The sequence below is a fragment of the Pseudomonas sp. NPDC089758 genome (assembly GCF_044748705.1).
In the GTDB taxonomy this organism is placed as follows: Bacteria; Pseudomonadota; Gammaproteobacteria; order Pseudomonadales; family Pseudomonadaceae; genus Aquipseudomonas; species Aquipseudomonas putida_X.
The window spans coordinates 196,492-221,199 of the sequence record NZ_JBIVGN010000005.1; the positions used below are offsets into that span (position 1 = coordinate 196,492).

The window sequence follows — 24,708 nt, forward strand, 5'->3', positions numbered from 1 at the left end:
GGAAGCACTTTTCCAGCTACTGCTGCAAAATGAGGTCGAGCGATTCGAGTACTTCTGCGGTGAGCAGGCCCAGGCGGTAGCTGTAATAGCTGTACGCAGCTACCATGGCCAAAGCCGATATCACCAATGGACTCCACCAAGGCAGCCAATCGCGTGGCTTTTTGTACGGGCGCATGACGACATTGGTATAAGGGTCGCAAACGTCTTCAGGCACGGGCCCGCGAAGTTGGCGGATGATGCCGTGAAGTTCCGTTATCAGTGCGTCCAGCAGTTCATCGCCTTTGGGCTCTAGGGCGTACTTGCCTTTCAGGCCAAAGCACAGGCACAAGTAGAGAAATTCCAGAACATCCTGGAAACGCTCAGGCTCTTGCATCATGCGCGAAAGCACCGCGAATATTTTTTCGCCACCCTGAGTGTCCTGATGAAAATCGCTGAGCAATGTTCGGCCACTCCAGACGGAGTTGCTGCCCCACGGTGTGGCCATGACGATTTCGTCGAGGTGCAGGCACAAGGCATAGGAGTAGGCCTGCATCTGGATAGCGTCGTAGCCGCGCTGGCCCACCTCTTCGAGAATGGCGCAAATCTGCGTGTGCACCTGCTGGCGTAGCGCCGCGATATGGGGGAGTGCGTCCAGGGTGCGAAGGCGCATGGCCAGGCCGAACAGCGGCATGGCTGCATCGACCATCAGGTTGCTGTGGCCGCCCCTCAGCTGGAATTGCGGGTCGGCTGGATAGCCGCAAACGTTGATTTCAGGGCCCGCTGAAGAGCCTTGAGCCGATGAGGGGGGATCGCCCCACACCGCCTGTTTGAGCAGCAGATTTGCTCGGCGCTCGGTTACGTCGTAAGGAGGAAGGTTCGAATCGTCCGTTTCAGTGCAACGCCTCGTTTTATCTGGCATTGGTAATCCTCGCGCACTGTTAGTGTCCATGTTTTAGCTGTGGACCTAACACTAACGGGGAACTGAATCTTAGTGCAGATTTTGGCGTCCTAAAATGATGTAGGAATTGTCGCCAATATATGTTTGTAATTGTTGCAGTGAAAATAAACGGCAACAATTAATCAACAGGAAGTACCCGTTGGCAACAGGGCCAACTCATTCAGGTTTGCGCAACGTCTTCTGCTTCAGAATATACAGGCTGACCAGCACCGCACTGGTCAGCATGAATGCCCGCGCCCAAAACAGGGGTACCAGGAAGCACGACAGGCCGATGCTCGCCCACATCAGGCCGATGGCGTATACCTTGCCCTTCAAGGGGATACCTTCACCGCTCAGGTAGTCACGGATCCACGGCCCCAGGGTGGGGTGGTTGACCAGCCAGTGATGAAAGCGTGGCGAGCTGCGGGCGAAGCAGGCCGCCGCCAGCAGCAGAAAAGGGGTGGTGGGCAACACCGGCAGGAAGATCCCCAGCACCCCCAGCGCAACGCTGAGCCAGCCGATGGCCAGCAGCAGGTAGCGCACAGCCGACTCAGTGGTGGCGGGGCTTGAGCAGCGCAGGCTTCTCATCAGGCGCGTGCAGCAGCAGGAACAACGCGCTCAGCGCCTCTGGGATCTGCACGATCATGTCGTCCTGCAGGTTGGCGTTGCTGGCGATGTCGGCGAACTCCGGTTGCTCGTCGAACAGGCCCGAACCGACCATGATCGGCAGCAGCATCTCGCTGACTTCTTCTTCGGCGTTCTCGAACCAGGCCTCTTCACGCAGGAAAACGCCTTCCATGAAGCCGATGCACCAGCCGCGCAGGTCGGAGTCGTCCGGCTCGTCGGTCAGGTCCAGGTCGCACGGCAGGTCGAATTCTTCGTCGCTGGCCAGCTGACGGGCGATGTGGCCCTTCAGTGCCACCAAGGTAGCTTCGATCTCGGTGCGCTGGGCATCGCTGGCGTAATGAGGCTCTTCGGCGAACAGCGCGTCGATCCATTCACGCTCGGGGACGTCTTCCGAGCAGATCGACAGCGCGGTCAGGTAGCCGTGGGCGGCGACGTAGTCCAGCGCTTCTTCGTGCAGCTCGTCGGCGTCGAGGAAGGCTTGCAGGCGGGTCAGTTGCTCGGCGAAGGACATTACAGGGCTACCTTGGGGAATAAACGATAGTGAATTCTAGCACCTTGCGGCGATGGCGGGGCAAAGGGAACGTCTGTCACCGGGCATCCTGTACAGGCTGGCACTGGGGTATACTTCGCGGTTTTTCACCCAGGGGCGGGTTTCCCCGGCTTCTGGCAAAAGCCGCTTACGCATTTGGCGTGTGCGGAGCGGGTTTTTCGTCCAGCCTGTGTCCAGGATGGTACGGCGATTTGTGGAGTTGCACATGCTCGAACAGGCTCAGCGCGTTCTCAAGGATATCTTCGGCTACGACAGTTTCCGTGGGCGCCAGGCAGCAATCATCGAATGCGTGGCCAATGGTGGCGATGCCCTGGTGCTGATGCCCACCGGCGGCGGCAAGTCGCTGTGTTTCCAGGTGCCGGGGTTATTGCGCCCGGGCCTGACCGTAGTGGTGTCGCCGCTGATCGCGCTGATGGACGATCAGGTCGCCACGCTCGATGAACTCGGGGTCGCGGCCGCGGCCCTGAACTCCACCCTCAGTGCCGAACAGCAGCGTGATCTGGCCGGGCGGCTGCGCCGCGGTGAAGTGAAGATGCTGTACCTGGCGCCTGAGCGCCTGGTGCAGCCGCGGATGCTGGATTTCCTGCGCGGCCTGGACGTTTCCCTGTTCGCCATCGACGAGGCCCACTGCGTTTCGCAATGGGGCCACGACTTCCGCCCCGAATACCTGCAACTGGGCCAGCTGGCCGAGCTTTTCCCGCATGTGCCACGCATCGCCCTTACCGCCACCGCCGACATGCGTACCCGTGAGGAAATCGTCCAGCGCCTGCACCTGCAGGGCGCCGAGCGCTTCCTGTCGAGCTTCGACCGGCCCAATATCTTCTACCGCATCGTGCCCAAGGAGTCGCCGCGCAAGCAGTTGATGGCCTTCCTCGGCGAGCGCCGCGGCAATGCCGGCATCGTTTACTGCCTGTCACGCAAGAAGGTCGATGAGACCGCCGCCTACCTGTGCGCCCAAGGCTTCCCGGCGCTGCCGTACCACGCCGGCCTGGCTGCTGAAACCCGTTCGGCCAACCAGCATCGCTTCCTCAACGAGGAAGGGCTGATCATGGTCGCCACCATCGCTTTCGGCATGGGCATCGACAAGCCCAACGTGCGCTTCGTCGCCCACCTCGACCTGCCCAAGTCGCTCGAGGCTTACTACCAGGAGACGGGGCGTGCCGGCCGGGATGGCTTGCCGTCCGATGCCTGGATGGCCTACGGCCTGCAGGACATGGTGATGCTCAAGCAGATGCTGCAGAACTCCGACGGGGACGAGCGTCACAAGCGCGTCGAGCAACACAAGCTCGATGCCATGTTGGCGCTGTGCGAGGAAACCCGTTGTCGCCGCCAGGCGTTGCTGGCCTATTTCGATGAAGTCCTCGAACAGCCGTGCGGGCATTGCGACAACTGCGTCGACCAGGTCCAGACCTGGGACGCCACCGAGCCTGCGCGCCAGGCGCTGTCGGCGGTGTTCCGTACCGGCCAGCGGTATGGTGTCGGCCACCTGATCGATGTGCTGCTTGGCAAGGATACCGAAAAGGTACGCAATTTCGGCCACGAGAAACTGTCGGTGTTTGGTGTTGGCAAGGCGATGGCCGAGGTCGAATGGCGCTCGCTGTTCCGCCAGTTGGTGGCGCGCGGCCTGGTCGACATCGACCTGGAAGGCTACGGTGGCCTGCGCCTGTCCGACAGCTGCCGGCCGCTGCTGCGCGGCGAAGTGACCTTGCAGTTGCGTCGCGACCTAAAGCCCCAGACCGTGGCGAAAACGTCCTCGGGCGGCGGCAGCCCGGCCAGCCAGTTGGTGCGCGCCGAGGAGCGCGAACTGTGGGACGCGCTGCGCACGTTGCGCCGCAAGCTGGCCGAAGAGCACAGCGTGCCGCCTTATGTCATCTTCCCGGACTCCACGCTGCTGGAGATGCTGCGTAGCCAGCCTACCAGCCTCAGCGACATGGCCCAGGTCAGCGGCGTGGGTGCGCGCAAGCTGGAGCGCTACGGGCAGGCCTTCCTCGAAGTGCTCAATGACGCCGGTGGCACCACGGAGGCGCCCAAGGTGGTACTCGATCTGCGCCACGAACTGGTCAGCCTGGCCCGTGCCGGCATGACCCCGGCGCAAATCGCCGGCCAGCTCAATTGCAGCGAAAAGAACGTCTACAGCTTGCTGGCCGAAGCCATCGGCCGTCAGGAGCTGAGCCTGGACCAGGCGCTGGACCTGCCAGAAGACTTGCTGATGGAGGTGCAGGATGCCTTCCTCGATGGCGAAGGCGAGCTGCCGCCGGTCTCGGCCATTGCCCCGCTGTTCGGCGCGCGCCTGCCCGAAGGGGTGCTGTACTGCGTGCGTGCCGCGTTGGCGGCTGAGTTCGAGCTCTGATGATGGAAGACATTTCGGACATCCACTGATCAATGTCATCCTTTTTGACGACTTTCAGACATTTCCGGGCGGGGCAGCCTTGCCTGATGGCCCGGGGCATGGTTAGCTGACTAATAATTAGTTCTAGTCAATGAGTTGTTTATGCCCCTGACCGACAACCAACACCGTTTCGGCATGCAGCTGGCCCAGATGTCCCGTGGCTGGCGCGCCGAACTGGATCGCCGCCTGGCCGGGCTCAATCTGTCCCAGGCGCGCTGGCTGGTGTTGCTGCACCTGGCTCGTTTCGAAGAAGCGCCTACCCAGCGCGAGCTGGCCAAAAGCGTCGGCGTTGAAGGCCCGACCTTGGCGCGTCTGCTGGACAGCCTGGAAAGCCAGGGCCTGGTTCGACGCCAGGCAGTGCTTGAGGACCGGCGGGCGAAGAAGATCCAGCTGTGTCCTCCGGCAAAGCCGCTGATCGAACAGATCGAAACCATCGCCAATGCCTTGCGCCTGGAATTGTTCACCGGGGTTGATGAGGCTGACCTGGATGTGTGCATGCGCGTGCATGCAAAGATTCTGGCCAACCTGGAAAAGTCCTGAAGCCCGATTCGGGCTTCAAGCTTAGAACGTGTTCCCCAGGTTCAAGTAGATTGCCTGCTCATCCGCCGTGTTGGCGCCATAGCTGAGGCTCAGCGGCCCCAGTGGCGTGTCCAGGCCCAGGAAGATACTGGCGGCATTGATGTAGCCACTGTCGAACTCATTGTCATTGTTCCACGCCCGCCCGCGCTCCAGGGACCCGCCGATGTAGAGTGGAAAGTCCAGCGGCAGATAAGAGCGCGGCGTGAGGCGGCGGTAATAGACCATGCGCAGCAGGCTCACGTTCTGCCCGGATACCGAGTCCTGGCGGAACCCGGACAGTTGCCGTGCCCCGCCAAGCACAAAGCTCGACGTCACCACCTCGGTGTCGTCGAGCGTGCGACCATACCCCCCACCGAGTACCAGCGTGTTCGGCCCGCTGCTCAATGCCTTGTCCAGATTGAACATCCATTGGCGGTAGTCCGCGTCCGAGTCCAGCGATTTGTCGTATTTGCGCAGGGTCAGGCCTATGTTCTCGCCACTGTGGGGGAAGTACACATTGTCGAGCGTGTCGAACGAGTATTTCAGCTCGTAGAAGCCTTCGTTGAAACTGACCTTGGGCAGGTCCTGTTCACCGATGCGCACCTCGGCCTCGCCCCAGGCCTTGCCCGCACCCAGGCGCACTTCGCCATAGGTGCCGATCTGGCGGCCGATGTTGAGGCCAAAGCCATAGCGTTCGAGGCGGTATTCGGCTATCGGATCGCTGTCCAGGGTGGCTTCGATATTCTGCGAGCCGAAGTCCAGATAAGGGGCGATGAAGTAGCGTGAACCCACGTCAAGTGGCTGGTAGAACTCGCTGTAAAGCTCTTGCTTGTCCCCGATCTGCGCGCGCGTCAGCCACTCGGCGCCCAGTTGGTTGATACCGTTGACCCGATAGCTGGCGCCCAGGTTGAAGGCACTGTCCCCGCGCAGGTCATCCGACAGGTTCAGGCCCAGGCGCAGGTAATCGGTGCCGCCGCGCTTGCCGCGGGCGTTGATCACCAAGGTGTTGTCGTTGCCTTTGTGGACCACGCGGTATTGCACGCGGTCGAAGTAGTCCAGGCCATACAAGGTGCCCATGTCGGTTTGCAGGCGATCGAGCTCCAGCGGCTCGCCGATCGGCTGGCGGATGTAATAGCGGATCACGTCATCGCTGACCTTGGAGTCGTTTTCCACCTTGATGGCGGTGATCACCGGGGTGCGTTGGCGCGGTGAGCGTGCCATGGCCAGTTCGGCGTCCCCTTCGGGCTGGCGCAGGGCAGCCAGGCGAGGGTCGAGCAGGCGGGTTGCGCGGTAGCCGGCTTCGATCATGTCGCGCGCGCGGCCGAAGTCAGTGACGCCGAACGCCGCCAGCTGTGGCTGGATGAGGATGTCATCTCTGTGCAAACTGGCCAGCTGCTCTTCGGAATTGCGCCGGGTCATCAGCGTGATGGACTGGTTGAGTACGTCCACCACCGTGGCCAGTTGTTTGCGGTCACGCAGCGGGGTGCCGATATCGACCACGATGGCCAGGTCAACGCCCATGTCCCGGGCGACATCCACGGGTATGTTGTCGACCATGCCGCCATCGACCAGCAGGCGCCCATCAAGCTCGACCGGGGCGAATACCGCCGGGATCGACATGCTGGCGCGGATCACTTGGGGCAGGTGGCCGCGGCGAAATACCACCTTCTCGCCGCTGGCGATGTCGGTTGCCACGGCGCGGAACGGTATCGGCAATTTGTCGAAATCGCGGGTATCGGCGGTGTGGGCCAGCTTGCTTTCCAGCAGCAGTGCGAGGTTCTGGCCTTGAATCACGCCCAGTGGCAGGCCGAGGCTGCCGTCGTCTCGAAAACTCAGCTTCTGCTTGACCAGGAAGTCGCGGTCATCCTGCTTGCGCCGGAAGGGCACGTCCTTGCGCGGCGGGGCATCGGACAAGGCTTCCTGCCAGTCCAGCGTGGTGGCGAGCTTTTCCAGCTCCTCGACGCTGTAGCCGGACGCATACAGGCCGCCAACCACGGCGCCCATGCTGGTGCCGGCGATGGCGTCGATGCGCACGCCCTGTTCCTCCAGGGCCTTGAGCACGCCGATGTGGGCCAGGCCACGGGCGGCGCCCCCGGAGAGTACCAAACCGACCTTGGGGCGTGCCGCCTCGGCGAGCACGGTGAAGGAGCTGAGCGTCAGCAGGAGGCAGAACAGCAGGCGGCGCATCGTGAGTCTCAAACAGGGGGCTAAAGACCGCTAGTATAAGCGGCCATCACCTGGAGAAAGCGCACCATGGCCGACAACAAGCCGGAAATCATCATCACCTATTGCACGCAGTGCCAATGGCTGCTGCGCGCCGCCTGGCTCGCCCAGGAACTGCTCAGCACCTTCGCCGATGACCTGGCCAGGGTGGCGCTGGAGCCTGCTACCGGCGGTACTTTCCGCATCACTTGCAATGGCGTGCAGATCTGGGAACGCAAGGCTGACGGTGGCTTCCCTGAGGCGAAGGTGCTCAAGCAGCGTGTGCGTGACCAGATCGACCCGCAACGCGACCTTGGGCACAACGACCGCTGATCAGGCGCCCTCGGCCACGGTGCGTGGTCTGGGCGGCTGCTCGGCGGCAAGGCGGCTGGAGAGCACGATGGCGAAGATGATCAGTGCACCGCCCAGCAGCATGCGCAGGGTTGGGGTTTCGGCGAACACCATCCAGGCAACAGCGATGCCGTAGATCGGTTCCATGCCGAAAACCAACGCGGCAGTACGTGCCTTGATCACCGCCAGGCTGGCGACGAACAGGCTATGGGCGACGCCCGTGCAGAAAACCCCCAGCAGGGCGATCCACAGCCAATCCATGGGCTTTACCGTACCCAGGCCCTGCGCAGCGAACGGCAGCAGGCACAGGCCGACCACGAGGTTTTGCCACAGCGCTGCCTGAACGGCAGGCAAGCGCCCGGAGCCTGCCCGGTTGGTCAGCGACAGTAGCGAAAACAGCAGGCCGGAAAGCAGGGCCCATAGCAGCCCGCCCGTGGCGTCGCTGGCCAGGTCGAAAGAGGGCGTCACCAGCACCAGGCCGATACTCACCAGCAGCACCAGCAGCGCTTCGTTGCGGCGGATGCGTTCACGGAACAGCAGCCCTTCGAGCATCACGGTGAATGCCGGGAAACTGGCGAAGCCGAGGGTGGCAATAGCCACGCCACCGACTTTGACGGCGATGAAGAAGCTGACCCAGTGGCCGGCCAGTAGCACACCGCCCAGCAAGAGGCGCTGGACGTCCTGGCTGCGCAGGCGCTGCCAGCCTGGGCCGGCGATGCTGGCGAACAGCGCAAGGGCAAGGACGGCAAAGGCGGCGCGGCCGAAGACGATGATGGCTGGGCTCGCGCTGGCGGCCAGTTTGCCAAAGACGCCGGTCAGGCCGAAGAACAGTGCGCCGATGTGCAGGGCGCCCAGGGCGGTACGGTGGTTCATGGTGATCCTTTGAAATCCGTCTGGTCAGGCCCGGCCTTGTCGTGCGGTTACCCCAACAGGCCGGGGCAGGCACAGTGTAAAGCCGCTGCCAAGCCCGGTCTGTCGCCACCCTAGCGTGGTTTGTCGCCAGATTCTCGTCGCAATGCACTCGGCACGCATCCGAACATGCGCAGCATCGCCGCCGAAAACGCACTTTGTGAGCTGTACCCCACCTGCGCGGCGATCTCTCCCATCGGCAGCAATGTCTGGGTAACCAGCTCGCGCGCCTTGAGCAAGCGCCGCTGGCGGATGTAATCCATTGGCGTCATGCCGCACTCGGCCGTAAATCGCGCATGCAGCCGCGCACTGGACAACCCGGCGATGCGCGCCAGGTCGGCGACCTGCAGCGGGTAGGCTGCGTGTTGCTCGATATGGCTGTCGAAAGCGGCGTAAGGCAGGCGATGGCTGGGTGTGACATTGGCCGACGCCGCAGGGTTGAGGCAGGCCAGCAACAGCGCTGCGCCTTGGCGGGCGATCAGCGGGTCGTCCACCGGGCTTGCCGCCAGCCAGTCCACCAGTTGCTGTTGGCGAGGGTCCAGGCCCAGCGCGCCAGAGCGGTCCAGCAGGCGGCGGCTGGCGTCGGCATGCTCGCCGAGTTGCTCGTCCAGCCAATGGTCGCTCGGTACATCGAGCACCAGGCAGTGGCTGCCAGTATCGCTGCCACAGGTATGGTGGGCACCGGCGGGCACCACGATCAGGCCTTGACGGTCGATCCGTGCCCCGTGCCCTTGTACCTCGAAATCCAGCCGGCCGCGCAGGCCGAACACCAACTGTGGGTGGTCGTGGCTGTGAGCGATTACGTCATCGCGGTAGTGGCGAAGGGAAAGAATCGGGCCGGCGGCCATGGTGGGTCCTCGCAGGGCAGAGCGTCATTGTGCATCAATCCTGGCTGGTCAGCACCGGTCACATCGCTGCCACCAGCCTGTCATGTACCGATGCCAGTCTCCAGCAAACAGCGCCGGAGCCCGCCCCATGACCCATGCCGAACTCTCTCGCCCGTCGCGCAAGCAGCGCGTACGCACCCTGTGGATCTCTGACGTGCACCTGGGCACCCGCGACTGTCAGGCCGAACACCTGTCGCGCTTCCTCAAGGGCTACCAGGCCGACCGTATCTACCTGGTCGGCGACATCATCGATGGCTGGAAGCTGCGTGGCGGTATCTACTGGCCCCAGGCCCACACCAACGTGATCCGCCGCTTGTTGACCCTGAGCAAACGCGGCACCGAGGTGATCTACGTGACGGGCAACCATGATGAGTTCCTGCGGCGCTACTCCAGGCTGGTTCTGGGCAACATCCACCTGGTGGACGAGGCTGAGCACCTCACGGCCGATGGCCGTCGGTTGCTGGTGATCCATGGTGACCAGTTCGATGTGATTACCCGCTACCACCGCTGGCTAGCGTTCCTTGGCGATCGTGCCTATGAATGCACCTTGGTGCTCAACCGCTGGCTCAACCATTGGCGGGCCCGCTACGGGTATGGTTATTGGTCACTTTCGGCCTACCTCAAGCACAAGGTCAAAGGTGCGGTGAACTTCATCAGCGATTTCGAGGATGCCATTGCCCATGAGTGCACCCGTCGTGGCTTTCACGGGGTGGTGTGCGGGCATATCCACCATGCCGAAATCCGCAAGGTCGGGAACGTGGATTACCTCAACTGTGGCGATTGGGTGGAGTCCTGCACTGCGCTGATCGAGCATTGGGATGGCAGCATCGAGCTGTACCGGTTGGCCGACGCCCAGCTACGGCAGGCAGAGGGCGTGGCGGCGTCGCGCGAACCTGCGTGACCGCCGCCCGGGCAACTAGAGGCTGATCCTGCCCAGCAGAATGTCGCGGAACATGGCGAAATCGCCAATCAGGCTGTACAGCGGATGCTTGAAGGTCGCTGGCCGGTTTTTCTCGAAAAAGAAGTGCCCGACCCAGGCAAACCCATAGCCGAACACCGGCACCGCCAATAGCAGCAGCCATTTGCCGCTGGCGATGGTGTACGCCAGCAGGGCGATCACCAGGCTGGTGCCGACGAAGTGCAGGCGCCGACAGGTGGGGTTGCTGTGCTCCCCCAGGTAATAGGGGTAGAACTCGGCAAAACTGCGAAACTGCGCTGAGCTGTTCATGGGCAGTGCTCCAGGATTGACACTTTTTGACAGGATACACGGCGTGGAGCCTGAATCGAGTCTAGAGTCATTGGCGGAGCCTACCAGTGACAATAGGCGCCAAATGAGTATCCTTGGGGTTAACCGCATGAAGCGGTCAGCATAAGAAGCCTGTCATGAGCGAGAGAACCACGTCAGCCAGCTGGGCATCAGGGATTGTGAAGGCGCTCGAGCTGGAAGGGCTCGATTGCCCGGCCATGTTCGAGCAGCTCGGCCTGGATTTCGCTGCCCTCGACGACCCCGATGCGCGCTTCCCGCAGGATGCCATGACCCGCCTTTGGCAACTGGCTGTAGAGCTGTCGGGCAATGAAGCGATTGGCCTGAACATGGCACGGGTGGTCAGACCGGCTTCGTTCCATGTGGTGGGCTACGCCTTGATGTCCAGCCGCACCTTGGCCGAAGGTTTCGAGCGCCTGGTGCGCTACCAGCGCATCATCGCCGAAAGCTCCGATCTGAGCTTCCGCCTGGGGCCTGAGGGGTATTCGCTGATCCTCACCGTGCACGGTGATCACCTGCCGCCGACGCGGCACAGTGCGGAGGCTTCGCTGGCCTGCGCGCTGGCGCTGTGCAAGTGGCTCAGCGGGCGACCCATCCAGCCGCGGCGGGTACTGATCCAGGGGCCTCAACCCAAGGACGTCGAGCCCTACAAGGTGGCTTTCCATTCCCCGCTGGTGTTCGGTGCGCCCCACGATGCGCTGGTGTTCGAGCGCGCCGATATGGAAGCTGCGCTACCTACCGCCAATGAGGCCATGGCCATTCTGCACGACCGGTTTGCCGGGGAATACCTGGCACGCTTCGCTGAAAGCCGGGTGACCCACCGGGTGCGCCAGGTGCTTTGCCGCATCCTGCCTCAGGGCGAACCGAAGCGGGAAACCCTGGCCCAGGCGCTGCACCTGTCCCAGCGCACGCTGCAGCGCCGCCTGCAGGAGGAGGGCACCAGCTTTCAGGCATTGCTGGACGACACCCGTCGTGAGCTGGCCGAGCAGTACCTCGCCCAGCCCGGCATGACCTTGCTGGAAACCGCCTACCTGTTGGGGTTCGCTGACCCGAGCAACTTCTACCGGGCCTTCCGCCGCTGGTTCGACGTTACCCCCAGCGAGTACCGCGCCCGTCTGGGCGCGGACCCCGAGGCGGTCAGTGACGCCAAAACGCCGGCATGCACAGCACCAGCACCGTGATGATCTCCAGGCGGCCGAGCAGCATCCCGCCGGCAAGAATCCACTTGGCAGCGTCCGGCAGCATGGCGTAGTTGCCTGCCGGGCCGATCACTTCACCCAGGCCCGGGCCGACGCCTGAAACGGTTGCCGCGGCGCCGGTCAGTGCGGTCATCCAGTCCACGCCCAGCAGCGACAATAGCAACGCCATCACGCAGATGGTGATCGCGAAGAAGAACGAGAAGGTCAGGATCGAGCGCACGATCTCTTCGTCCAGGCGATGGCCGTTGTATTTCTGCTTGATCACCGCACGTGGATGGATCAACTGGTTGAGGCTGGCCTTGAGCAGGATGTAGGCCACTTGGAAGCGAAAGATCTTGATACCGCCGGCGGTCGAACCAGAGCAGCCACCGACGAAGCCCAGGTAGAAGAACAGCATCAGCGAAAAATTGCCCCACAGGCTGTAATCGCCCAGGGCGAAACCGGTGGTGGTGACCACGGAGGTCACGTTGAACGCAACGTGGCGCAAGGCATCGAGCCAAGGCAGGTTGGTGGTGACCCAGTACCAGGTGCCCAGCACCAGCCAGGTGACCACCAGCAAGCCAAGCAGCCCCTGGACCTGCTGGTCGCGAATCAGTGCCCCGCGGTTGCCGCGCAGGGTGGCCACGTACAAGGCGAAGGGCAGGCTGCCCAGAATCATCACGACCACCGCGACCCAGTGCACGGCAGGGATGTCCCACTTGGCCAGGGACTGGTCAGAGGTGGAGAACCCCCCGGTGGAAATGGCTGACATGGCGTGGTTGATGGCGTCGAACGGCTTCATGCCGGCCCACCAGAAGGCCAGGGCGCCAAGCACCGAGAAGCAGACGTACACCCCGACGATCGACTTGGCGACCATGTGTGAGCGCGGCATGACCTTTTCCGAGCGGTCGGACGATTCGGTCTGGAACAGGCGCATGCCACCGATGCGCAGCAGCGGCAGGATCGCCACCGCCATGGCGATGAAGCCGATACCGCCGAGCCAGTGCAGCATCGAGCGCCACATCAGGATGCCCGGCGACATGGTGTCCAGCCCGCTGAGCACGGTGGCACCCGTGGCAGTGATGCCGGACATGCTTTCGAAGAAGGCGTCTGTGTAGCTGATGTGCTGGGTCAGCAGGAAGGGCAGGGCGGCGAATACGCCTACCACCAGCCAGCTGCTGACGGTCAGCAGGTACATGTCGCGCGGACGCAGGTGCACATGCTCTGGACGGCCCTGGACGATCAGGAGCAAGCCTGCGACGAAGGTGATCAGGCTTGACCAGAGGAACGACGGCATGTCGCCGGTACGCTCGAAGATCACCAGCGTCGCCATGGGTACGACCATGCTGACCGCCAGGGTGATCAGGAAGATGCCGATGATGAAACCAATGATCCTTAAGGTCGGCAACGCCATGTGATCTGCTCTGACTTTGAACGGAGGGGCGCCATTCTACCTATGGGTCTGCCAGCTGCAAGCCGAGAGCTACCCGCAGGCAGAAATGGCAGTGTGCACCGGGTGGCTTCTGCGTGGCGCTTGCAGCTTGTGGCTTGCAGCTTGAGAATGGCCGCACATTCAACTGCCAGGAGGGTAGCCGATGGAGGCTCTCGACGCATTGCTCAACCGTGTATCCGTGCCACGCCTGACTGAACCTGCGCCCAATGCCGCCCAGCGCGAGGCGCTGTTCCAGGCTGCGCTGCGCGCGCCCGATCACGGCCAGCTGCGGCCATGGCGCTTTCTGACCATCGAAGGCCAGGGCCGCGACAAGCTCGGCGAGCTGTTTGCCGAAGCGGTACAGAACAAGGGCGATGCCACCCAGGCTGCGCTGGACAAGGCCCGCGCCATGCCGTTGCGTGCGCCGCTGCTGATCGTGGTGATCGCCAAGCTGCAGGAGCACTACAAGGTGCCGATGTCAGAACAGCGCCTGGCCGCTGGCTGTGCCGCGCATGGCATTCTGATTGCCGCGCATGCCCAAGGCATCGGTGCCGTGTGGCGTACCGGCGATATGGCCTTCGATGCCCATGTGCACAAGGGCTTGGGGCTGGGCGAGAACGAAGAGTTGATCGGCTACCTGTATGTCGGCACGCCGCTGGCCGAGCCGCGTACGGCGCCAGTGCTGCAAACCGCCGAGTTCGTCAGCGCCTGGGGCCAGTAACGCCAGGGCCGCTGTGGCTTGATCGCCGGCAAGCAGGCCCCCGCAAGGTGGTTTGCGTCAACGTTTAGACATTGGGTAAGGCAGCTGCTCCCACTGCTGCGGGAACGCTGAATTCAGCTGCCAACCTCCACTTCCAGCGGCAACTCCAGGCGGGCGACAAAACCACCCTGTGGGTGGTTCGCAAGTACCAGGCTCCCGCCATGGCGCTCCGCCGCCTTGCGCGCAATCGCCAGCCCCAGGCCATGCCCCGCTGCTTCCTGCCCGGGGGCACGGAAGAAGGGCTCACCCAGCTGCGCCAGGTGCTCGGCAGACACCCCAGGCCCATGGTCACGCACACTCACGACGATGCGCCCCTGCTCGCGCCCGGCGCGCACTTCGATCGGCTGCCCCTGTGGGTTGAAACGCAAGGCATTGCGCAGCAGGTTGTCAACGGCACGTTCGATCAGCGTTGGCCAGCCTTGCAAGGTCAAGCCCGGTTGCGCCTCCAGCCGAACGTCCTGCTCTGGCGCGCTGAGCTGTGCATCCTTGCGCACGCTGCCCAGCAGGGCGTTGAGGTCGACCGTTTCGGCGTGAGACTGTTCGGCATCGACCCGGGCCAGCGTGAGGATCTCGCTGATCAGGTCCTCCAGGCGGTCACATTCGCGGGTCAGGCGCGGCCACAAGGCTTGGCGTTGCTCGGCTTCAGCCCGTTCGGCGAGCGCCAGGGCGATGCGCAGGCGTGCCAGCGGCGAGCGCAGTTCGTGGGAAACGTCGCGCAGCAACTGGCGCTGGCTGCCGATCAGGCTCTGCAGGCGGGCGCCCATCTTGTTGAAGTCCTTGGCCAGCACGCCGAACTCATCGCGCCGTGCAGCCAGGCGCGCCAGGCTGTTCTGCTGGTAGCTGGCCTGGCCGAGGTCGTGCACGGCACTGCGCAAGCGGCTCAGAGGGCGGGTGATGGACAGGGTCACCAGCAGGCTGAACAGGGTCAGCACCACCAGGGCTATACCCAAGGCACTCAACGGCCAGAGCAGGCTCTCGCGGTGCCAGGCATCCAGTTCCGGGTGTGGAATTCGGTAGATCAGCAGGTACGTCTCGCCGCTCTCGGGGCTGGTGTACTCCTCGGTCAGGCGACGCCACGGCAGGTGCCGCTCGTCATTGCGCTGGCGCGCCTCGAAGGCTGCGGCGCGGCGCGGGAAGGTACCGGGCACCACCGCCTGGCCACTGTCGTCGAGTACCTGTACATCGATCTTGAAGCGCTGCTTGCGACGTTCGAGGAAATGCTGGGCCGACGCCAGGCCTTGGTGTTCATAGTGCTTGACCCAACGGCTGGCGAGGTTGCTGAGGCCGGGGTGGCGGCTGAGTATCCAGGCATCCTGGTTGAGCATGTGGCCCAGCAGGATCGACAGGCCTGCGACCAGGGTGATAGCCAGCCAGAAACTGGCCAGGATGCGCCAGAACAGAGAACGCAAGAGCACCTCCTAAACGGGAAAAGCCCGGCCCGCTTGGGGGCGGGCCGGGCATGGGTGGGACAGCTTACTGGGCCTTGGCGGCTTTTTCAGCTTTCCAGGCCTGGAATTCCTTCCATTCAGCCTTGCGTGCTTCGCGGGCTTTCTGCAGTTCGTCGAACTTCTTTTGCTGCTCTGGCTTGAGCAGGGCGCGGACCTGGCTGTCGGTCTTGTCGCGGCTGGCCTTGAGTTCGTCCTTCATGGCTTTCTGGTCTGCTGCTGGCAGTTTGGCCAGGTAGCGTTCGGTGATGTCGTGGTGGTTTTTCATCTGCTCGCCCATCAGTTTGCCAATCTGCTGGCGCTGGTCGCGGCTCAGGTCCAGTTGGGCGAAAGGCGCGTCACCGCGATGATGCGGGCCGTCGTGACGCGGGCCGCCGTCGGGCATGGCCATGGCCACGGTCGGCAGGGCTGCGGCGAACATCAGGGCGATCAAGGTCTTGCGCATGGTGTCTCTCCTGTCATGGGCCGGTGGTTACCGGATGAGCTCAGTTTAGGGAGATCAAGGTCAGGCGCGGTCAGCGAACGGTAAAGGCTGGGTAAAGAAGGGGCTGCGAGCTGCGAGCTGCAAGCTTCAAGCAAGAGCGAGCGCGCACGCCGGGCTTTTTCTTGCAGCTTGCAGCTTGAAGCTTGCAGCTCAGAGACTGTAGTAGTAGCCGCGGCTACGCAGTGCGACGATGCGGGGGCGGCCGTCGGCGTGCGGGCCGATCTTCTTGCGCAGGTTGCTGACATGCATGTCCAGGCTGCGATCGTAAAGGGTCAGCTTGCGGCCAAGGCCGATTTGCGCAAGCTCCTGCTTGTCCAGCGGCTCGCCAGGCTGGCGCAGCAAGGCTTCGAGGATGCGGCTCTCAGACAGCGTAAGGGTCATCTCGCGGCCATCGATGCTGACCACCCCGCGCACAGGGCTGAAGGCCAGATCGCCGATCTCCACCTGCGTCGTGGTGGCTGTCGGGTGGCTACGGCGCAGCACTGCGCGCAGGCGGGCGGTCAGCTCGCGTGGGTCGCAGGGCTTGGCCAGGTAATCATCAGCGCCCAGTTCCAGGCCAAGAATGCGGTCCAGAGGCTCGCCGCGGGCCGACAACATCAGCACCGGCAGTTCAGCGTGGTCGCTACGCAACTGCTTGAGCAGCTCAAGGCCGCTACCGTCAGGCAGCATCACGTCGAGCACCACAGCTGCCGGCGCATGTTCGGCCAATGCCTGGCGCGCGCTCTGGCCATCATGGCAGGCGCGCACGGCAAAACCTTCCTGGGTCAGCCAGCTGCCGAGCAGCTCGCAGAGTTCCTGGTCATCATCAATCAGTAACAGCTCGCTCATGACTCACTCAATTCAAATCGACGGCGTCTGACGCGCTCGCCAGTGGCAAAGATACCGCAGACGCCGACAATTTATCGATCAGGGCAAGACTTGCTTGAAGGGTTTGACGATGACCTGGTCGTAAACACCCGCAGCGATGTACGGGTCGGCATCGGCCCAGGCCTGGGCAGCGCTCAGGGAACCGAACTCGGCGACGATCAGGCTGCCGCTGAAGCCGGCTTCGCCCGGGTCGTTGCTGTCGATAGCCGGGTGCGGGCCGGCCAGCACCACGCGGCCTTCGCTCTGCAGCTGCTTCAGGCGCTCGATGTGCGCCGGGCGCGCGGCCAGGCGTTTTTCCAGGGAATTTGCGACGTCGCTGGCAATGATGGCGTAAAGCATGTCAATCCTTGGGTTTGGAGGTAGAAGGGTCGTCGTGCAGGTGGCGCGACAGGTACAAGCCTTGCGCTACCAGGAATATCACGGTCATGCCCAGGCTGCCGAACACTTTGAAGTCGACCCAGAAATCCTGGAAGGTGAAAGCGACAAACAGGTTGGCCGCGCCACAGAACAGGAAAAACGCGATCCACGCCACGTTCAGTCGGGTCCAGATGGCATCGGGCAAGCTCAAGGCGTGGCCCATGATGCGCTTGATCAGCACCCGGTCGCCGATGAAATGGCTGCCGGCAAAGCCCAAGGCGAACAGCCAGTTGACTACCGGCGCCTTCCACTTGAGGAAGGTTTCGCTATGGAAGGTCAGGGTCAGGCCGCCGAATACCAGGCAGGCCACCAGCGTCAGCCACTGGCCTTTCTCCAGCTTGCGCTGGCGCAGGAACAGCGCGCCATACACCACCAGCGAGCTGATGATCAGCATTGCCGTGGCGCTGTAGATGCCGCCGAATTCGAAGCTGTGCCCGGCAACTTCCATGGGGCGTGGGTCAAGCTTGTAGACGATGAAGAACAGTAGCAGCGGGATGAAATCGATGAATTGTTTCACAATGGCAGCCAGAATCGGGATGTGGCGGCATAATAACAAACATCGAATCCAGCGGTAGCGCTCCTCCATGAATGTTGATCTGCACTGTCACAGCACGGCCTCCGACGGCGCCCTGCCGCCTACGGTCCTGGTCGCCCGGGCCCATGAGCACGGGGTGCAGACCTTGGCACTGACCGACCACGACACCCTTGAAGGCCTGCCCGAGGCCCGCCAGGCCTGCGTCGAACGGGGTATGCGCTGGGTCAGCGGCGTGGAGCTTTCGTGCACGTGGGGGGGCGCGACCATCCATGTGCTGGGGTATGACTTCCCGCTTGATGCCCCGCCGTTGCTCGAAGCGATCGAAGCCCTGCACCGTGGCCGCTGGCTGCGTGCCGAGGAAATCGACAAGCGGCTGGCGGCCAAGGGCATGCCAGGTGCCCTCGAGGGTGCCCGCGCCGTGCAGCAGGCGTTGGGCGACAGCGGTAATGCACCGGCGCGGCCGCATTTTGCCGAGCACCTGGTGCGCGCGGGCCACGTCAAGGACCGTGGTGAAGCGTTTCGCAAGTGGTTGGGGGCCGGCAAGCTGGGTGACGTCAAACTGCATTGGCCGACGCTCGAGGAAACCGTTGCCACCTTGCGCCGGTCCAAAGCCTGGGTGAGCCTGGCCCACCCGATGCACTACGATCTGACCCGCAGCAAGCGCAGGCGCCTGATTGCCGACTATATTCAGGCAGGCGGGCAGGCGCTTGAAGTGGTCAATGGGATGATGCCTGCCGAGCAGGTGGGCACGATGTCCATCCTCACTCGTGAGTTCGGCCTGCTGGCAAGCGCTGGCAGCGATTTCCACGGCCCCGGCACCTGGAGCGAGATCGGTGCCTACCGGCCATTGCCTGAGGATCTGCCACCTCTGTGGCGCCGATTCAGCCATGAACAACCTATGGCGATATGAACAGGAAGACTTCGTGAGCCAATTTTTCCAGATTCATCCGGAAAACCCCCAGCCGCGGCTGATCCGTCAGGCGGTGGAAATCATCCGCAAGGGCGGTGTGGTCGTCTACCCGACCGATTCGGCCTACGCACTGGGATGCCAGATCGGTGACAAGGCAGCGATCGAACGGGTTCGGCGTCTGCGTGGGTTGGACAAGACCCACAATTTCACCCTGATGTGCTGCGACATGTCGCAGCTGGGCCTTTACGCCAAGGTCGACACCGGTACCTTCCGCCTGCTCAAGGCCCACGTACCCGGCCCCTACACGTTCATCCTCAATGGCACCCGTGAGGTGCCGCGGCTGTTGCTGCACGAGAAGCGTCGCACCATCGGCCTGCGGGTGCCGGACCACGGCATCACCCTGGCATTGCTGGCTGAGCTGGGTGAGCCGCTGATGAGCGTGAGCCTGATCCTGCCCGGGGATACCGAGCCGATGACCGACCCCTATGAAATCCGCGAGCGCCTGGAACACCATGTGGACCTGGTGATTGACGGCGGTTTCGGCGACCTCAAGGCCTCGACCATCATCGACCTGTCCGGCGAAGAGCCTGAACTGATCCGCGAAGGTTGCGGCGACCCCACGCCATTTCTGGTCAACGCGTGAGCCAGATGGAGCTACCCGAGGCTTCGGCCATCGAAGCCGAACTGCCTCGGCAATTGCAGTTGGCCCTGGTCTACGGCGAAGCCCTGACCGAGATGCCGGTGGACCTTTACATTCCGCCGGACGCGCTGGAGGTCATCCTCGAGGCCTTCGAAGGCCCGCTCGACCTGCTGCTTTACCTGATCCGCAAGCAGAACATCGACATTCTCGACATCCCCGTGGCGGAGATCACCCGCCAGTACATGGGTTATGTCGAGTTGATGAAAAGCGTGCGCCTGGAGTTGGCCGCCGAATACCTGGTGATGGCTGCCATGCTTGCCGAGATCAAGTCGCGCATGTTGCTGCCACGCTCCGCCGAGGTCGAGGAGGAGGAAGGCGACCCGCGTGCTGAACTGATTCGCCGCTTGCAGGAGTACGAGCGTTTCAAGGCTGCAGCCGAAGGCATCGACGAGCTCCCGCGTGTTGGCCGTGACGTCGTGGTGCCGCGTCTGGAGGCGCCCCAGGCCAAGGTGCGCAAGCTGTTGCCCCAGGTCAGCCTGGAAGAATTGTTGGTCAGCATGGCCGAAGTCATGCGCCGCAACGATCTGTTCGAAAGCCACCAGATCACCCGTGAAACGCTCTCTACCCGTGAGCGCATGAGCGAAGTGCTGGCGCGCCTGAAGGGCGGCGGCTTCGTGCCTTTCGTCGAACTGTTCACGGCTGAGGAAGGCAAGTTGGGTGTGGTGGTCACCTTCATGGCCATTCTTGAGTTGGTGAAGGAATCGCTGATCGAACTGGTGCAGAATGAGCCTTTCGCCGCTATCCATGTCCGGGTGCGTGCCGAGTCTGTCGAAGAACCTGATGAATCTGAATGAACCCCGCGACCTGGCGTCGCTGATCGAGGCGTTTCTACTCGCCTCAGGCAAGCCGCAATCTCTCGAACGGCTGTACGAGCTGTTCGAGGAGGCCGAGCGCCCTGAGCCGAAGGTATTCAAGAAAGCGTTGGAAGTGCTCGGCAAATCCTGCAGTGGTCGGGCCTTCGAGCTCAAGGAAGTGGCCAGCGGCTATCGCTTGCAGATTCGCGAGAATTTCGCGCCGTGGGTGGGCCGCCTGTGGGAAGAGCGGCCGCAGCGCTATTCCCGTGCGCTGCTCGAAACCATGGCCTTGATCGCTTACCGCCAGCCCATCACCCGCGGCGAGATCGAGGACGTGCGGGGTGTTGCGGTCAACAGCAACATCATCAAGACCCTGATGGAGCGTGAATGGATCCGGGTGGTTGGCCATCGCGAGGTACCTGGGCGGCCGGCGATGTTCGCCACCACCAAGGCGTTTCTCGATCATTTCAACCTCAAGAGCCTGGACGAGTTGCCGGCCTTGGCCGAGCTGCGCGAGATGGAGCCGGCGCCCTCGATCGACCCGGATGATGCACCGGTGCCGGCGCATTTGCAGGCGTTGGCCGATGCCAGCCTGGCCGACGAGCAGGCGGTTGCCGACCCTGAGGAGAAAACGAGCTTTCGTAGCCTGCTGGTGGAACTGGATGCGATGGAGGAGGGGCTCAAGACCGATTTCGATGATTTGCCAGAGCAGGATGCGCCAGAGCCAGAGCCAGAGCCAGAGCCAGAGCCAGAGGCCTCGGTCGAGGATCAAGGCAAGCTGCAGCCCTGAGTCTTGTGCGCCAAGATCACAGGTGCTGCGCGGTCGGGTGGGCGCCGGCTTGCCGGCGATGAGGCCGGGGCTTTCAATACGAAACCGCTGGGCAGAAAACCACTTCACCCCCTGAAAACCCTCTAAGCTCCAGTGCGTTCCCCGTTAGAAGCGCGTATGATGCGCGACCTTTTGGCGCGTTCGTCGCCAGAATCTCTGTTTTCATTCCTACACCGGGAGGTGCCCAGATGAGTGAGCAAGACCTGCAAAACACCGAAATCACCCCGCCAGCCGGCGAAAAGCTGCAGAAAGTGCTGGCGCGCATTGGCGTGGGTTCGCGCCGTGACGTCGAGGCCTGGATCAGCCAGGGCCGTATCAAGGTCAATGGCGTCGAGGCCACCCTCGGCCAGCGCGTCGACCTGCACGATGCCATCGCTGTCGACGGCAAGCTGATCAAGCGCGAAGAAGCCGCCGAGGCCACGCGCCGGGTGATCATGTACAACAAGCCCGATGGCGAGATCTGCACCCGTGACGACCCGGAAGGCCGCCCGACGGTGTTCGACCGCCTGCCGCGGCCGAAGGAAGGCCGCTGGATCAACATTGGCCGCCTCGACATCAACACCACCGGCCTGCTGCTGTTCACCACCGACGGTGAGCTGGCCAACCGCCTGATGCACCCGTCCTACGAGATGGACCGCGAATACGCGGTGCGTGTGCGTGGCGAGGTCGATGACGAGATGATCGAACGCCTGAAGGCGGGCGTGATGCTTGAAGACGGCCCGGCCAAGTTCACCGACATCCAGAAGGCTCCAGGGGGTGAAGGTTTCAACCACTGGTACCACTGTGTGGTGATGGAAGGGCGCAACCGTGAGGTACGCCGCCTGTGGGAATCGCAGGGCATGGTGGTCAGCCGCCTCAAGCGCGTGCGTTTCGGCCCGGTGTTCCTCAACTCCGATCTGCCGATGGGCCGCTGGCGTGAAATGACCCAGGGCGAAATCGACATCCTGGCCGCTGAAGTGGGCCTGCAGCCGGTGGCGCTGCCTGCCATGAACCTGAAGGCCAAGGACAAGATGGAGCGCCTGCAGCGCAAGTCGACGCGGCCGATGGGGCGTAGCGAGCGTGTGCGCAGCCTGCGGCCGGCGCAGGATGCCGCGGCTGCCGAGCGTCCGGCTCGCCAGCCGCGTGAAGAGGCGCCACGCAAGGGCAGCCGCGGCAGCGCCGTTGCTGAGCGTCCGAGCGAGATGCGCAAGCGCCCGGCCAAGCCTGACGGTGACAAGCCGGCAGGGCGTGGTCGCGGCAAACCGCGCGGCTGATCCGCTAAGGCCAGTCAGTTAAGCGACTTGGGGCCGCTGTGCGGCCCATCGCCGGCAAGCCGGCTCCCACCCGGACCGCGCAGTCTTCAGATTTGCGCGGTGACCTGTGGTCCGGCTTGCCGGCGATGGGCTGCACAGCAGCCCCAGCAACGCTGACAGGCACCACCCAATCCTTCAGGCCGGCTTTCTGAAGCCCAACGCGGTCCAGGTGGGAGCCGGCTTGCCGGCGATGGGCTGCGTAGCAGCCCCAAGAACCCTGACCGGCACTACATCATCCTTCATGCCGGCTTTCTGAAGCCCAACGCGGTCCAGGTGGGAGCCGGCTTGCCGGCGATGGGCTGCAAAGCAGCCCCAATAAAGCTCACAGCCAATACCCCATCCTTCAACTTGGCCTATTGCGCCCGCAGCAGCTCCGTGCACGCCTCACCGCGCGCCAAGATATTGAAGAAAAAGATTTTTTCGGACGACTGGCAAGTTTTCGAACCGCGCTGTAAAGAAAACTATACGAATTCACCCGATTTCTCTACTCGGCCCCCCTCCCTGTAAACAGATCTTGCCGCACCCCACCGCCCAAGACCCCACCTACGCCCGTCAACCCTATTGCTCAAACCCCCGTCCCACGCTGATATAGCGACCATTGCCGTGCGCAAAAGCCCGTCCACAGAGCCGGGCACACAGAACAACAAATGGAGGCGCCATGTACGCCGATCACTCCGCCTTTCAAGGCTTCCTACCACAGGATCGCTGCGTTTTTTCCGAGGAAACGACGCAACGCGTTGACGCCTGCGCGCTTGCAGGGGTATACAGTGCGCCGCGTTTTACCTGTGACCCTCTTGCGTACCGCGCACTCTTGCTCACACCCGGCTGATCCGCTCCGGCAGCGGCTGTGTTCAAGAAACCAAGGTAACCACCTTGCCCATTCCGCTGCGCCACGAGCGCGGTGGGTCCGATTCCGTCACAGATAAAAACAATGCAGGTGACTTCGTTCATGAGTGAACACAACATGCATTCAGGCGAGCTCAAGCGGGGCCTGAAGAACCGCCACATCCAGTTGATCGCCCTTGGCGGCGCGATTGGTACCGGCCTGTTCCTTGGCTCGGCAGGCGTGATGAAATACGCCGGCCCGTCGATGATCCTGGGCTACGCCATCTGCGGTTTCATCGCCTTCATGATCATGCGCCAGCTTGGGGAGATGATCGTCGAAGAGCCGGTGGCCGGTTCGTTCAGCCACTTTGCCCATAAGTACTGGGGCGGTTTTGCCGGTTTCATGTCAGGCTGGAATTGCTGGGTGCTGTACATCCTGGTGGGCATGTCGGAGCTGACGGCGGTCGGCAAGTACATTCACTACTGGTGGCCGGAGATCCCGACGTGGGTCACGGCAGCAGGCTTCTTCCTGCTGATCAACGTCATCAACCTCATGAACGTGAAGGTGTTCGGCGAAGCCGAGTTCTGGTTCGCCATCATCAAGGTCGCCGCTATCGTCGGCATGATCGGCCTGGGTGCCTACCTGCTGACCAGCGGCAGCGGCGGCCCCGAAGCTTCGGTGACCAACCTGTGGGCGCATGATGGCTTCTTCCCGAACGGTGTCAGCGGCCTGGTCATGGCACTGGCGTTCATCATGTTCTCCTTCGGTGGCCTGGAAATGCTCGGCTTCACTGCAGCCGAGGCAGACAAGCCGAAAACCGTGATCCCCAAGGCCATCAACCAGGTCATCTACCGCATCCTGATCTTCTACATCGGTGCACTGGTCGTCCTGCTGTCGCTGACCCCGTGGGATACCCTGGTCGCCAGCATCGATGCTTCTGGCGGCAGCTACGGCAGCAGCCCGTTCGTGCAGGTGTTCTCGCTGCTGGGCAGTGACGTGGCCGCCCACCTGTTGAACTTCGTGGTCCTGACGGCGGCACTGTCGGTGTACAACAGTGGTACCTACTGCAATGCCCGCATGCTGCTGGGTATGGCCGAGCAAGGCGATGCCCCTGCAGCCCTGGCCAAGGTCGACAAGCGTGGTGTGCCGGTGCGTTCGATCCTGGTGTCGGCAGCCGTTACCCTGATCGCCGTGCTGCTCAACTACTTCATGCCGCATGATGCGCTGGAGCTGCTGATGTCGCTGGTCGTGGCGACCCTGGTGATCAACTGGGCAATGATCAGTTTCTCGCACCTGAAATTCCGCCAGCATTTGAACCGCACCGGCCAGAAGCCGCTGTTCAAGGCGCTGTGGTACCCCTATGGCAACTACATCTGCCTGGCGTTCGTGGTACTGATCCTGGGCATCATGCTGCAAATCCCGGGCATCCAGGTTTCGGTATATGCCATTCCAGTGTGGGTGCTGATGATGTTCCTGTTCTACATCATCAAGCCCAAGCGCCGTGAGCTGGGCAGCGGCGCAGCAGCCGGTACTGTTGCCAAGTAAGCGCAGCGGGCGGTGAACGAAACCCGATGTCAGGTAGCTGG

At 62.9% G+C, this 24,708-nt stretch carries 25 protein-coding genes; 12 read left to right on the forward strand and 13 right to left on the reverse strand.

What is annotated here, in order from left to right; translation table 11 throughout:
* Window positions 1–16: 16 nt before the first annotated feature.
* The 3 genes from icmH to ACIPZH_RS09270 all read right to left on the reverse strand — a co-directional run bounded on the left by icmH (window position 17) and on the right by ACIPZH_RS09270 (window position 2,054).
* A complete protein-coding gene (gene icmH, locus ACIPZH_RS09260) occupies window positions 17–898 on the reverse strand; it encodes a type IVB secretion system protein IcmH/DotU (protein ID WP_400636007.1) in 882 nt (293 codons plus the stop codon).
* Window positions 899–1,093: 195 nt separating this feature from the next.
* On the reverse strand, window positions 1,094–1,459 hold the full coding sequence (locus ACIPZH_RS09265) for a YbaN family protein (RefSeq protein WP_400636008.1): 366 nt from the start codon (window positions 1,457–1,459) through the stop codon (window positions 1,094–1,096).
* A gap of 7 nt (window positions 1,460–1,466) precedes the next feature.
* Window positions 1,467–2,054, reverse strand: a complete 588-nt coding sequence (locus tag ACIPZH_RS09270) for a YecA family protein (protein WP_012315632.1) — start codon at window positions 2,052–2,054, stop codon at window positions 1,467–1,469.
* Window positions 2,055–2,298: 244 nt separating this feature from the next.
* On the opposite strand from ACIPZH_RS09270, the gene recQ reads away from it, so the two are divergent.
* A complete protein-coding gene (gene recQ, locus ACIPZH_RS09275; RefSeq protein WP_267817868.1) occupies window positions 2,299–4,443 on the forward strand; it encodes a DNA helicase RecQ in 2,145 nt (714 codons plus the stop codon).
* A gap of 141 nt (window positions 4,444–4,584) precedes the next feature.
* Window positions 4,585–5,022, forward strand: coding sequence for a MarR family transcriptional regulator (locus tag ACIPZH_RS09280; RefSeq protein WP_241804662.1), 438 nt, complete (start codon window positions 4,585–4,587; stop codon window positions 5,020–5,022).
* Between the two features lie 21 nt (window positions 5,023–5,043).
* Here ACIPZH_RS09280 and ACIPZH_RS09285 read toward each other — a convergent pair whose 3' ends face one another.
* On the reverse strand, window positions 5,044–7,227 hold the full coding sequence (locus tag ACIPZH_RS09285) for a patatin-like phospholipase family protein (RefSeq protein WP_241804661.1): 2,184 nt from the start codon (window positions 7,225–7,227) through the stop codon (window positions 5,044–5,046).
* A gap of 66 nt (window positions 7,228–7,293) precedes the next feature.
* Here ACIPZH_RS09285 and ACIPZH_RS09290 point away from each other — a divergent pair, with 66 nt between their 5' ends.
* Entirely contained in the window at window positions 7,294–7,575 is a 282-nt protein-coding gene (locus ACIPZH_RS09290) for a SelT/SelW/SelH family protein (RefSeq protein WP_241804660.1), read from the forward strand.
* Here ACIPZH_RS09290 and ACIPZH_RS09295 read toward each other — a convergent pair whose 3' ends face one another.
* Complete coding sequence (locus tag ACIPZH_RS09295; protein WP_400636009.1) at window positions 7,576–8,466, reverse strand: DMT family transporter; 891 nt, start codon at window positions 8,464–8,466, stop codon at window positions 7,576–7,578.
* 110 nt (window positions 8,467–8,576) lie between these two features.
* Complete coding sequence (locus ACIPZH_RS09300) at window positions 8,577–9,350, reverse strand: AraC family transcriptional regulator (protein ID WP_241804658.1); 774 nt, start codon at window positions 9,348–9,350, stop codon at window positions 8,577–8,579.
* Between the two features lie 127 nt (window positions 9,351–9,477).
* Here ACIPZH_RS09300 and ACIPZH_RS09305 point away from each other — a divergent pair, with 127 nt between their 5' ends.
* Entirely contained in the window at window positions 9,478–10,290 is an 813-nt protein-coding gene (locus tag ACIPZH_RS09305; RefSeq protein ID WP_241804657.1) for a UDP-2,3-diacylglucosamine diphosphatase, read from the forward strand.
* 15 nt (window positions 10,291–10,305) lie between these two features.
* On the opposite strand, the gene ACIPZH_RS09310 is transcribed toward ACIPZH_RS09305, so the two are convergent.
* Complete coding sequence (locus ACIPZH_RS09310) at window positions 10,306–10,617, reverse strand: DUF962 domain-containing protein (RefSeq protein ID WP_241804656.1); 312 nt, start codon at window positions 10,615–10,617, stop codon at window positions 10,306–10,308.
* A gap of 155 nt (window positions 10,618–10,772) precedes the next feature.
* Here ACIPZH_RS09310 and ACIPZH_RS09315 point away from each other — a divergent pair, with 155 nt between their 5' ends.
* Complete coding sequence (locus ACIPZH_RS09315) at window positions 10,773–11,834, forward strand: AraC family transcriptional regulator (protein WP_400636010.1); 1,062 nt, start codon at window positions 10,773–10,775, stop codon at window positions 11,832–11,834.
* Here ACIPZH_RS09315 and ACIPZH_RS09320 read toward each other — a convergent pair.
* A complete protein-coding gene (locus ACIPZH_RS09320) occupies window positions 11,791–13,245 on the reverse strand; it encodes a TrkH family potassium uptake protein (RefSeq protein ID WP_400636011.1) in 1,455 nt (484 codons plus the stop codon). The two genes, ACIPZH_RS09315 and ACIPZH_RS09320, sit on opposite strands and share 44 nt — an antisense overlap.
* A 181-nt stretch (window positions 13,246–13,426) precedes the next feature.
* Between ACIPZH_RS09320 and ACIPZH_RS09325 the strand changes: the two genes are divergently transcribed.
* Window positions 13,427–13,984: an NAD(P)H nitroreductase gene (locus ACIPZH_RS09325; RefSeq protein WP_267817849.1), complete on the forward strand. Its 558-nt coding sequence runs from the start codon at window positions 13,427–13,429 to the stop codon at window positions 13,982–13,984.
* A gap of 113 nt (window positions 13,985–14,097) precedes the next feature.
* On the opposite strand, the gene ACIPZH_RS09330 is transcribed toward ACIPZH_RS09325, so the two are convergent.
* The 5 genes from ACIPZH_RS09330 to ACIPZH_RS09350 all read right to left on the reverse strand — a co-directional run bounded on the left by ACIPZH_RS09330 (window position 14,098) and on the right by ACIPZH_RS09350 (window position 17,753).
* A complete protein-coding gene (locus ACIPZH_RS09330; RefSeq protein ID WP_400636012.1) occupies window positions 14,098–15,438 on the reverse strand; it encodes an ATP-binding protein in 1,341 nt (446 codons plus the stop codon).
* A 58-nt stretch (window positions 15,439–15,496) separates the two neighbouring features.
* Window positions 15,497–15,913 carry a Spy/CpxP family protein refolding chaperone gene (locus ACIPZH_RS09335; protein ID WP_400636013.1) on the reverse strand — a complete coding sequence of 139 codons (417 nt, stop codon included), beginning with the start codon at window positions 15,911–15,913 and terminating at the stop codon, window positions 15,497–15,499.
* Between the two features lie 189 nt (window positions 15,914–16,102).
* Window positions 16,103–16,780: a response regulator transcription factor gene (locus tag ACIPZH_RS09340; protein ID WP_241804650.1), complete on the reverse strand. Its 678-nt coding sequence runs from the start codon at window positions 16,778–16,780 to the stop codon at window positions 16,103–16,105.
* A gap of 78 nt (window positions 16,781–16,858) precedes the next feature.
* Window positions 16,859–17,158, reverse strand: a complete 300-nt coding sequence (locus tag ACIPZH_RS09345; protein WP_400636014.1) for a YciI family protein — start codon at window positions 17,156–17,158, stop codon at window positions 16,859–16,861.
* Between the two features lies 1 nt (window position 17,159).
* Complete coding sequence (locus ACIPZH_RS09350) at window positions 17,160–17,753, reverse strand: septation protein A (RefSeq protein WP_241804649.1); 594 nt, start codon at window positions 17,751–17,753, stop codon at window positions 17,160–17,162.
* 67 nt (window positions 17,754–17,820) lie between these two features.
* On the opposite strand from ACIPZH_RS09350, the gene ACIPZH_RS09355 reads away from it, so the two are divergent.
* The 6 genes from ACIPZH_RS09355 (at window position 17,821) to ACIPZH_RS09380 (ending at window position 24,667) form a co-directional block, all read left to right on the forward strand.
* Window positions 17,821–18,681, forward strand: a complete 861-nt coding sequence (locus tag ACIPZH_RS09355; protein WP_400636015.1) for a PHP domain-containing protein — start codon at window positions 17,821–17,823, stop codon at window positions 18,679–18,681.
* A gap of 13 nt (window positions 18,682–18,694) precedes the next feature.
* Window positions 18,695–19,324 (forward strand): L-threonylcarbamoyladenylate synthase, encoded by a 630-nt coding sequence (locus ACIPZH_RS09360; RefSeq protein WP_241804647.1) that lies wholly within the window; start codon window positions 18,695–18,697, stop codon window positions 19,322–19,324.
* Between the two features lie 125 nt (window positions 19,325–19,449).
* Entirely contained in the window at window positions 19,450–20,175 is a 726-nt protein-coding gene (locus ACIPZH_RS09365) for a ScpA family protein (RefSeq protein WP_241804692.1), read from the forward strand.
* Complete coding sequence (gene scpB / locus ACIPZH_RS09370; RefSeq protein ID WP_400636016.1) at window positions 20,162–20,965, forward strand: SMC-Scp complex subunit ScpB; 804 nt, start codon at window positions 20,162–20,164, stop codon at window positions 20,963–20,965. Before ACIPZH_RS09365 ends, scpB begins: the two co-directional genes overlap by 14 nt.
* Window positions 20,966–21,192: 227 nt before the next feature.
* Window positions 21,193–22,257 carry a 23S rRNA pseudouridine(2605) synthase RluB gene (gene rluB, locus ACIPZH_RS09375; RefSeq protein ID WP_241804645.1) on the forward strand — a complete coding sequence of 355 codons (1,065 nt, stop codon included), beginning with the start codon at window positions 21,193–21,195 and terminating at the stop codon, window positions 22,255–22,257.
* Window positions 22,258–23,245: 988 nt separating this feature from the next.
* Window positions 23,246–24,667 carry an amino acid permease gene (locus ACIPZH_RS09380; protein WP_400636017.1) on the forward strand — a complete coding sequence of 474 codons (1,422 nt, stop codon included), beginning with the start codon at window positions 23,246–23,248 and terminating at the stop codon, window positions 24,665–24,667.
* The last annotated feature ends 41 nt before the right edge of the window (window positions 24,668–24,708 follow it).

Excerpts from the sequence above, each read along its gene's own strand:
- icmH (WP_400636007.1), bottom strand. The coding sequence starts at position 898 with ATGCCAGATAAAACGAGGCGTTGCACTGAAACGGACGATTCGAACCTT.
- ACIPZH_RS09270 (WP_012315632.1), bottom strand. The coding sequence starts at position 2,054 with ATGTCCTTCGCCGAGCAACTGACCCGCCTGCAAGCCTTCCTCGACGCC.
- recQ (WP_267817868.1), top strand. The coding sequence starts at position 2,299 with ATGCTCGAACAGGCTCAGCGCGTTCTCAAGGATATCTTCGGCTACGAC.
- ACIPZH_RS09280 (WP_241804662.1), top strand. The coding sequence starts at position 4,585 with ATGCCCCTGACCGACAACCAACACCGTTTCGGCATGCAGCTGGCCCAG.
- ACIPZH_RS09285 (WP_241804661.1), bottom strand. The coding sequence starts at position 7,227 with ATGCGCCGCCTGCTGTTCTGCCTCCTGCTGACGCTCAGCTCCTTCACC.
- ACIPZH_RS09290 (WP_241804660.1), top strand. The coding sequence starts at position 7,294 with ATGGCCGACAACAAGCCGGAAATCATCATCACCTATTGCACGCAGTGC.
- ACIPZH_RS09295 (WP_400636009.1), bottom strand. The coding sequence starts at position 8,466 with ATGAACCACCGTACCGCCCTGGGCGCCCTGCACATCGGCGCACTGTTC.
- ACIPZH_RS09300 (WP_241804658.1), bottom strand. The coding sequence starts at position 9,350 with ATGGCCGCCGGCCCGATTCTTTCCCTTCGCCACTACCGCGATGACGTA.
- ACIPZH_RS09305 (WP_241804657.1), top strand. The coding sequence starts at position 9,478 with ATGACCCATGCCGAACTCTCTCGCCCGTCGCGCAAGCAGCGCGTACGC.
- ACIPZH_RS09310 (WP_241804656.1), bottom strand. The coding sequence starts at position 10,617 with ATGAACAGCTCAGCGCAGTTTCGCAGTTTTGCCGAGTTCTACCCCTAT.
- ACIPZH_RS09315 (WP_400636010.1), top strand. The coding sequence starts at position 10,773 with ATGAGCGAGAGAACCACGTCAGCCAGCTGGGCATCAGGGATTGTGAAG.
- ACIPZH_RS09320 (WP_400636011.1), bottom strand. The coding sequence starts at position 13,245 with ATGGCGTTGCCGACCTTAAGGATCATTGGTTTCATCATCGGCATCTTC.
- ACIPZH_RS09325 (WP_267817849.1), top strand. The coding sequence starts at position 13,427 with ATGGAGGCTCTCGACGCATTGCTCAACCGTGTATCCGTGCCACGCCTG.
- ACIPZH_RS09335 (WP_400636013.1), bottom strand. The coding sequence starts at position 15,913 with ATGCGCAAGACCTTGATCGCCCTGATGTTCGCCGCAGCCCTGCCGACC.
- ACIPZH_RS09340 (WP_241804650.1), bottom strand. The coding sequence starts at position 16,780 with ATGAGCGAGCTGTTACTGATTGATGATGACCAGGAACTCTGCGAGCTG.
- ACIPZH_RS09345 (WP_400636014.1), bottom strand. The coding sequence starts at position 17,158 with ATGCTTTACGCCATCATTGCCAGCGACGTCGCAAATTCCCTGGAAAAA.
- ACIPZH_RS09355 (WP_400636015.1), top strand. The coding sequence starts at position 17,821 with ATGAATGTTGATCTGCACTGTCACAGCACGGCCTCCGACGGCGCCCTG.
- scpB (WP_400636016.1), top strand. The coding sequence starts at position 20,162 with ATGAATCTGAATGAACCCCGCGACCTGGCGTCGCTGATCGAGGCGTTT.
- rluB (WP_241804645.1), top strand. The coding sequence starts at position 21,193 with ATGAGTGAGCAAGACCTGCAAAACACCGAAATCACCCCGCCAGCCGGC.
- ACIPZH_RS09380 (WP_400636017.1), top strand. The coding sequence starts at position 23,246 with ATGAGTGAACACAACATGCATTCAGGCGAGCTCAAGCGGGGCCTGAAG.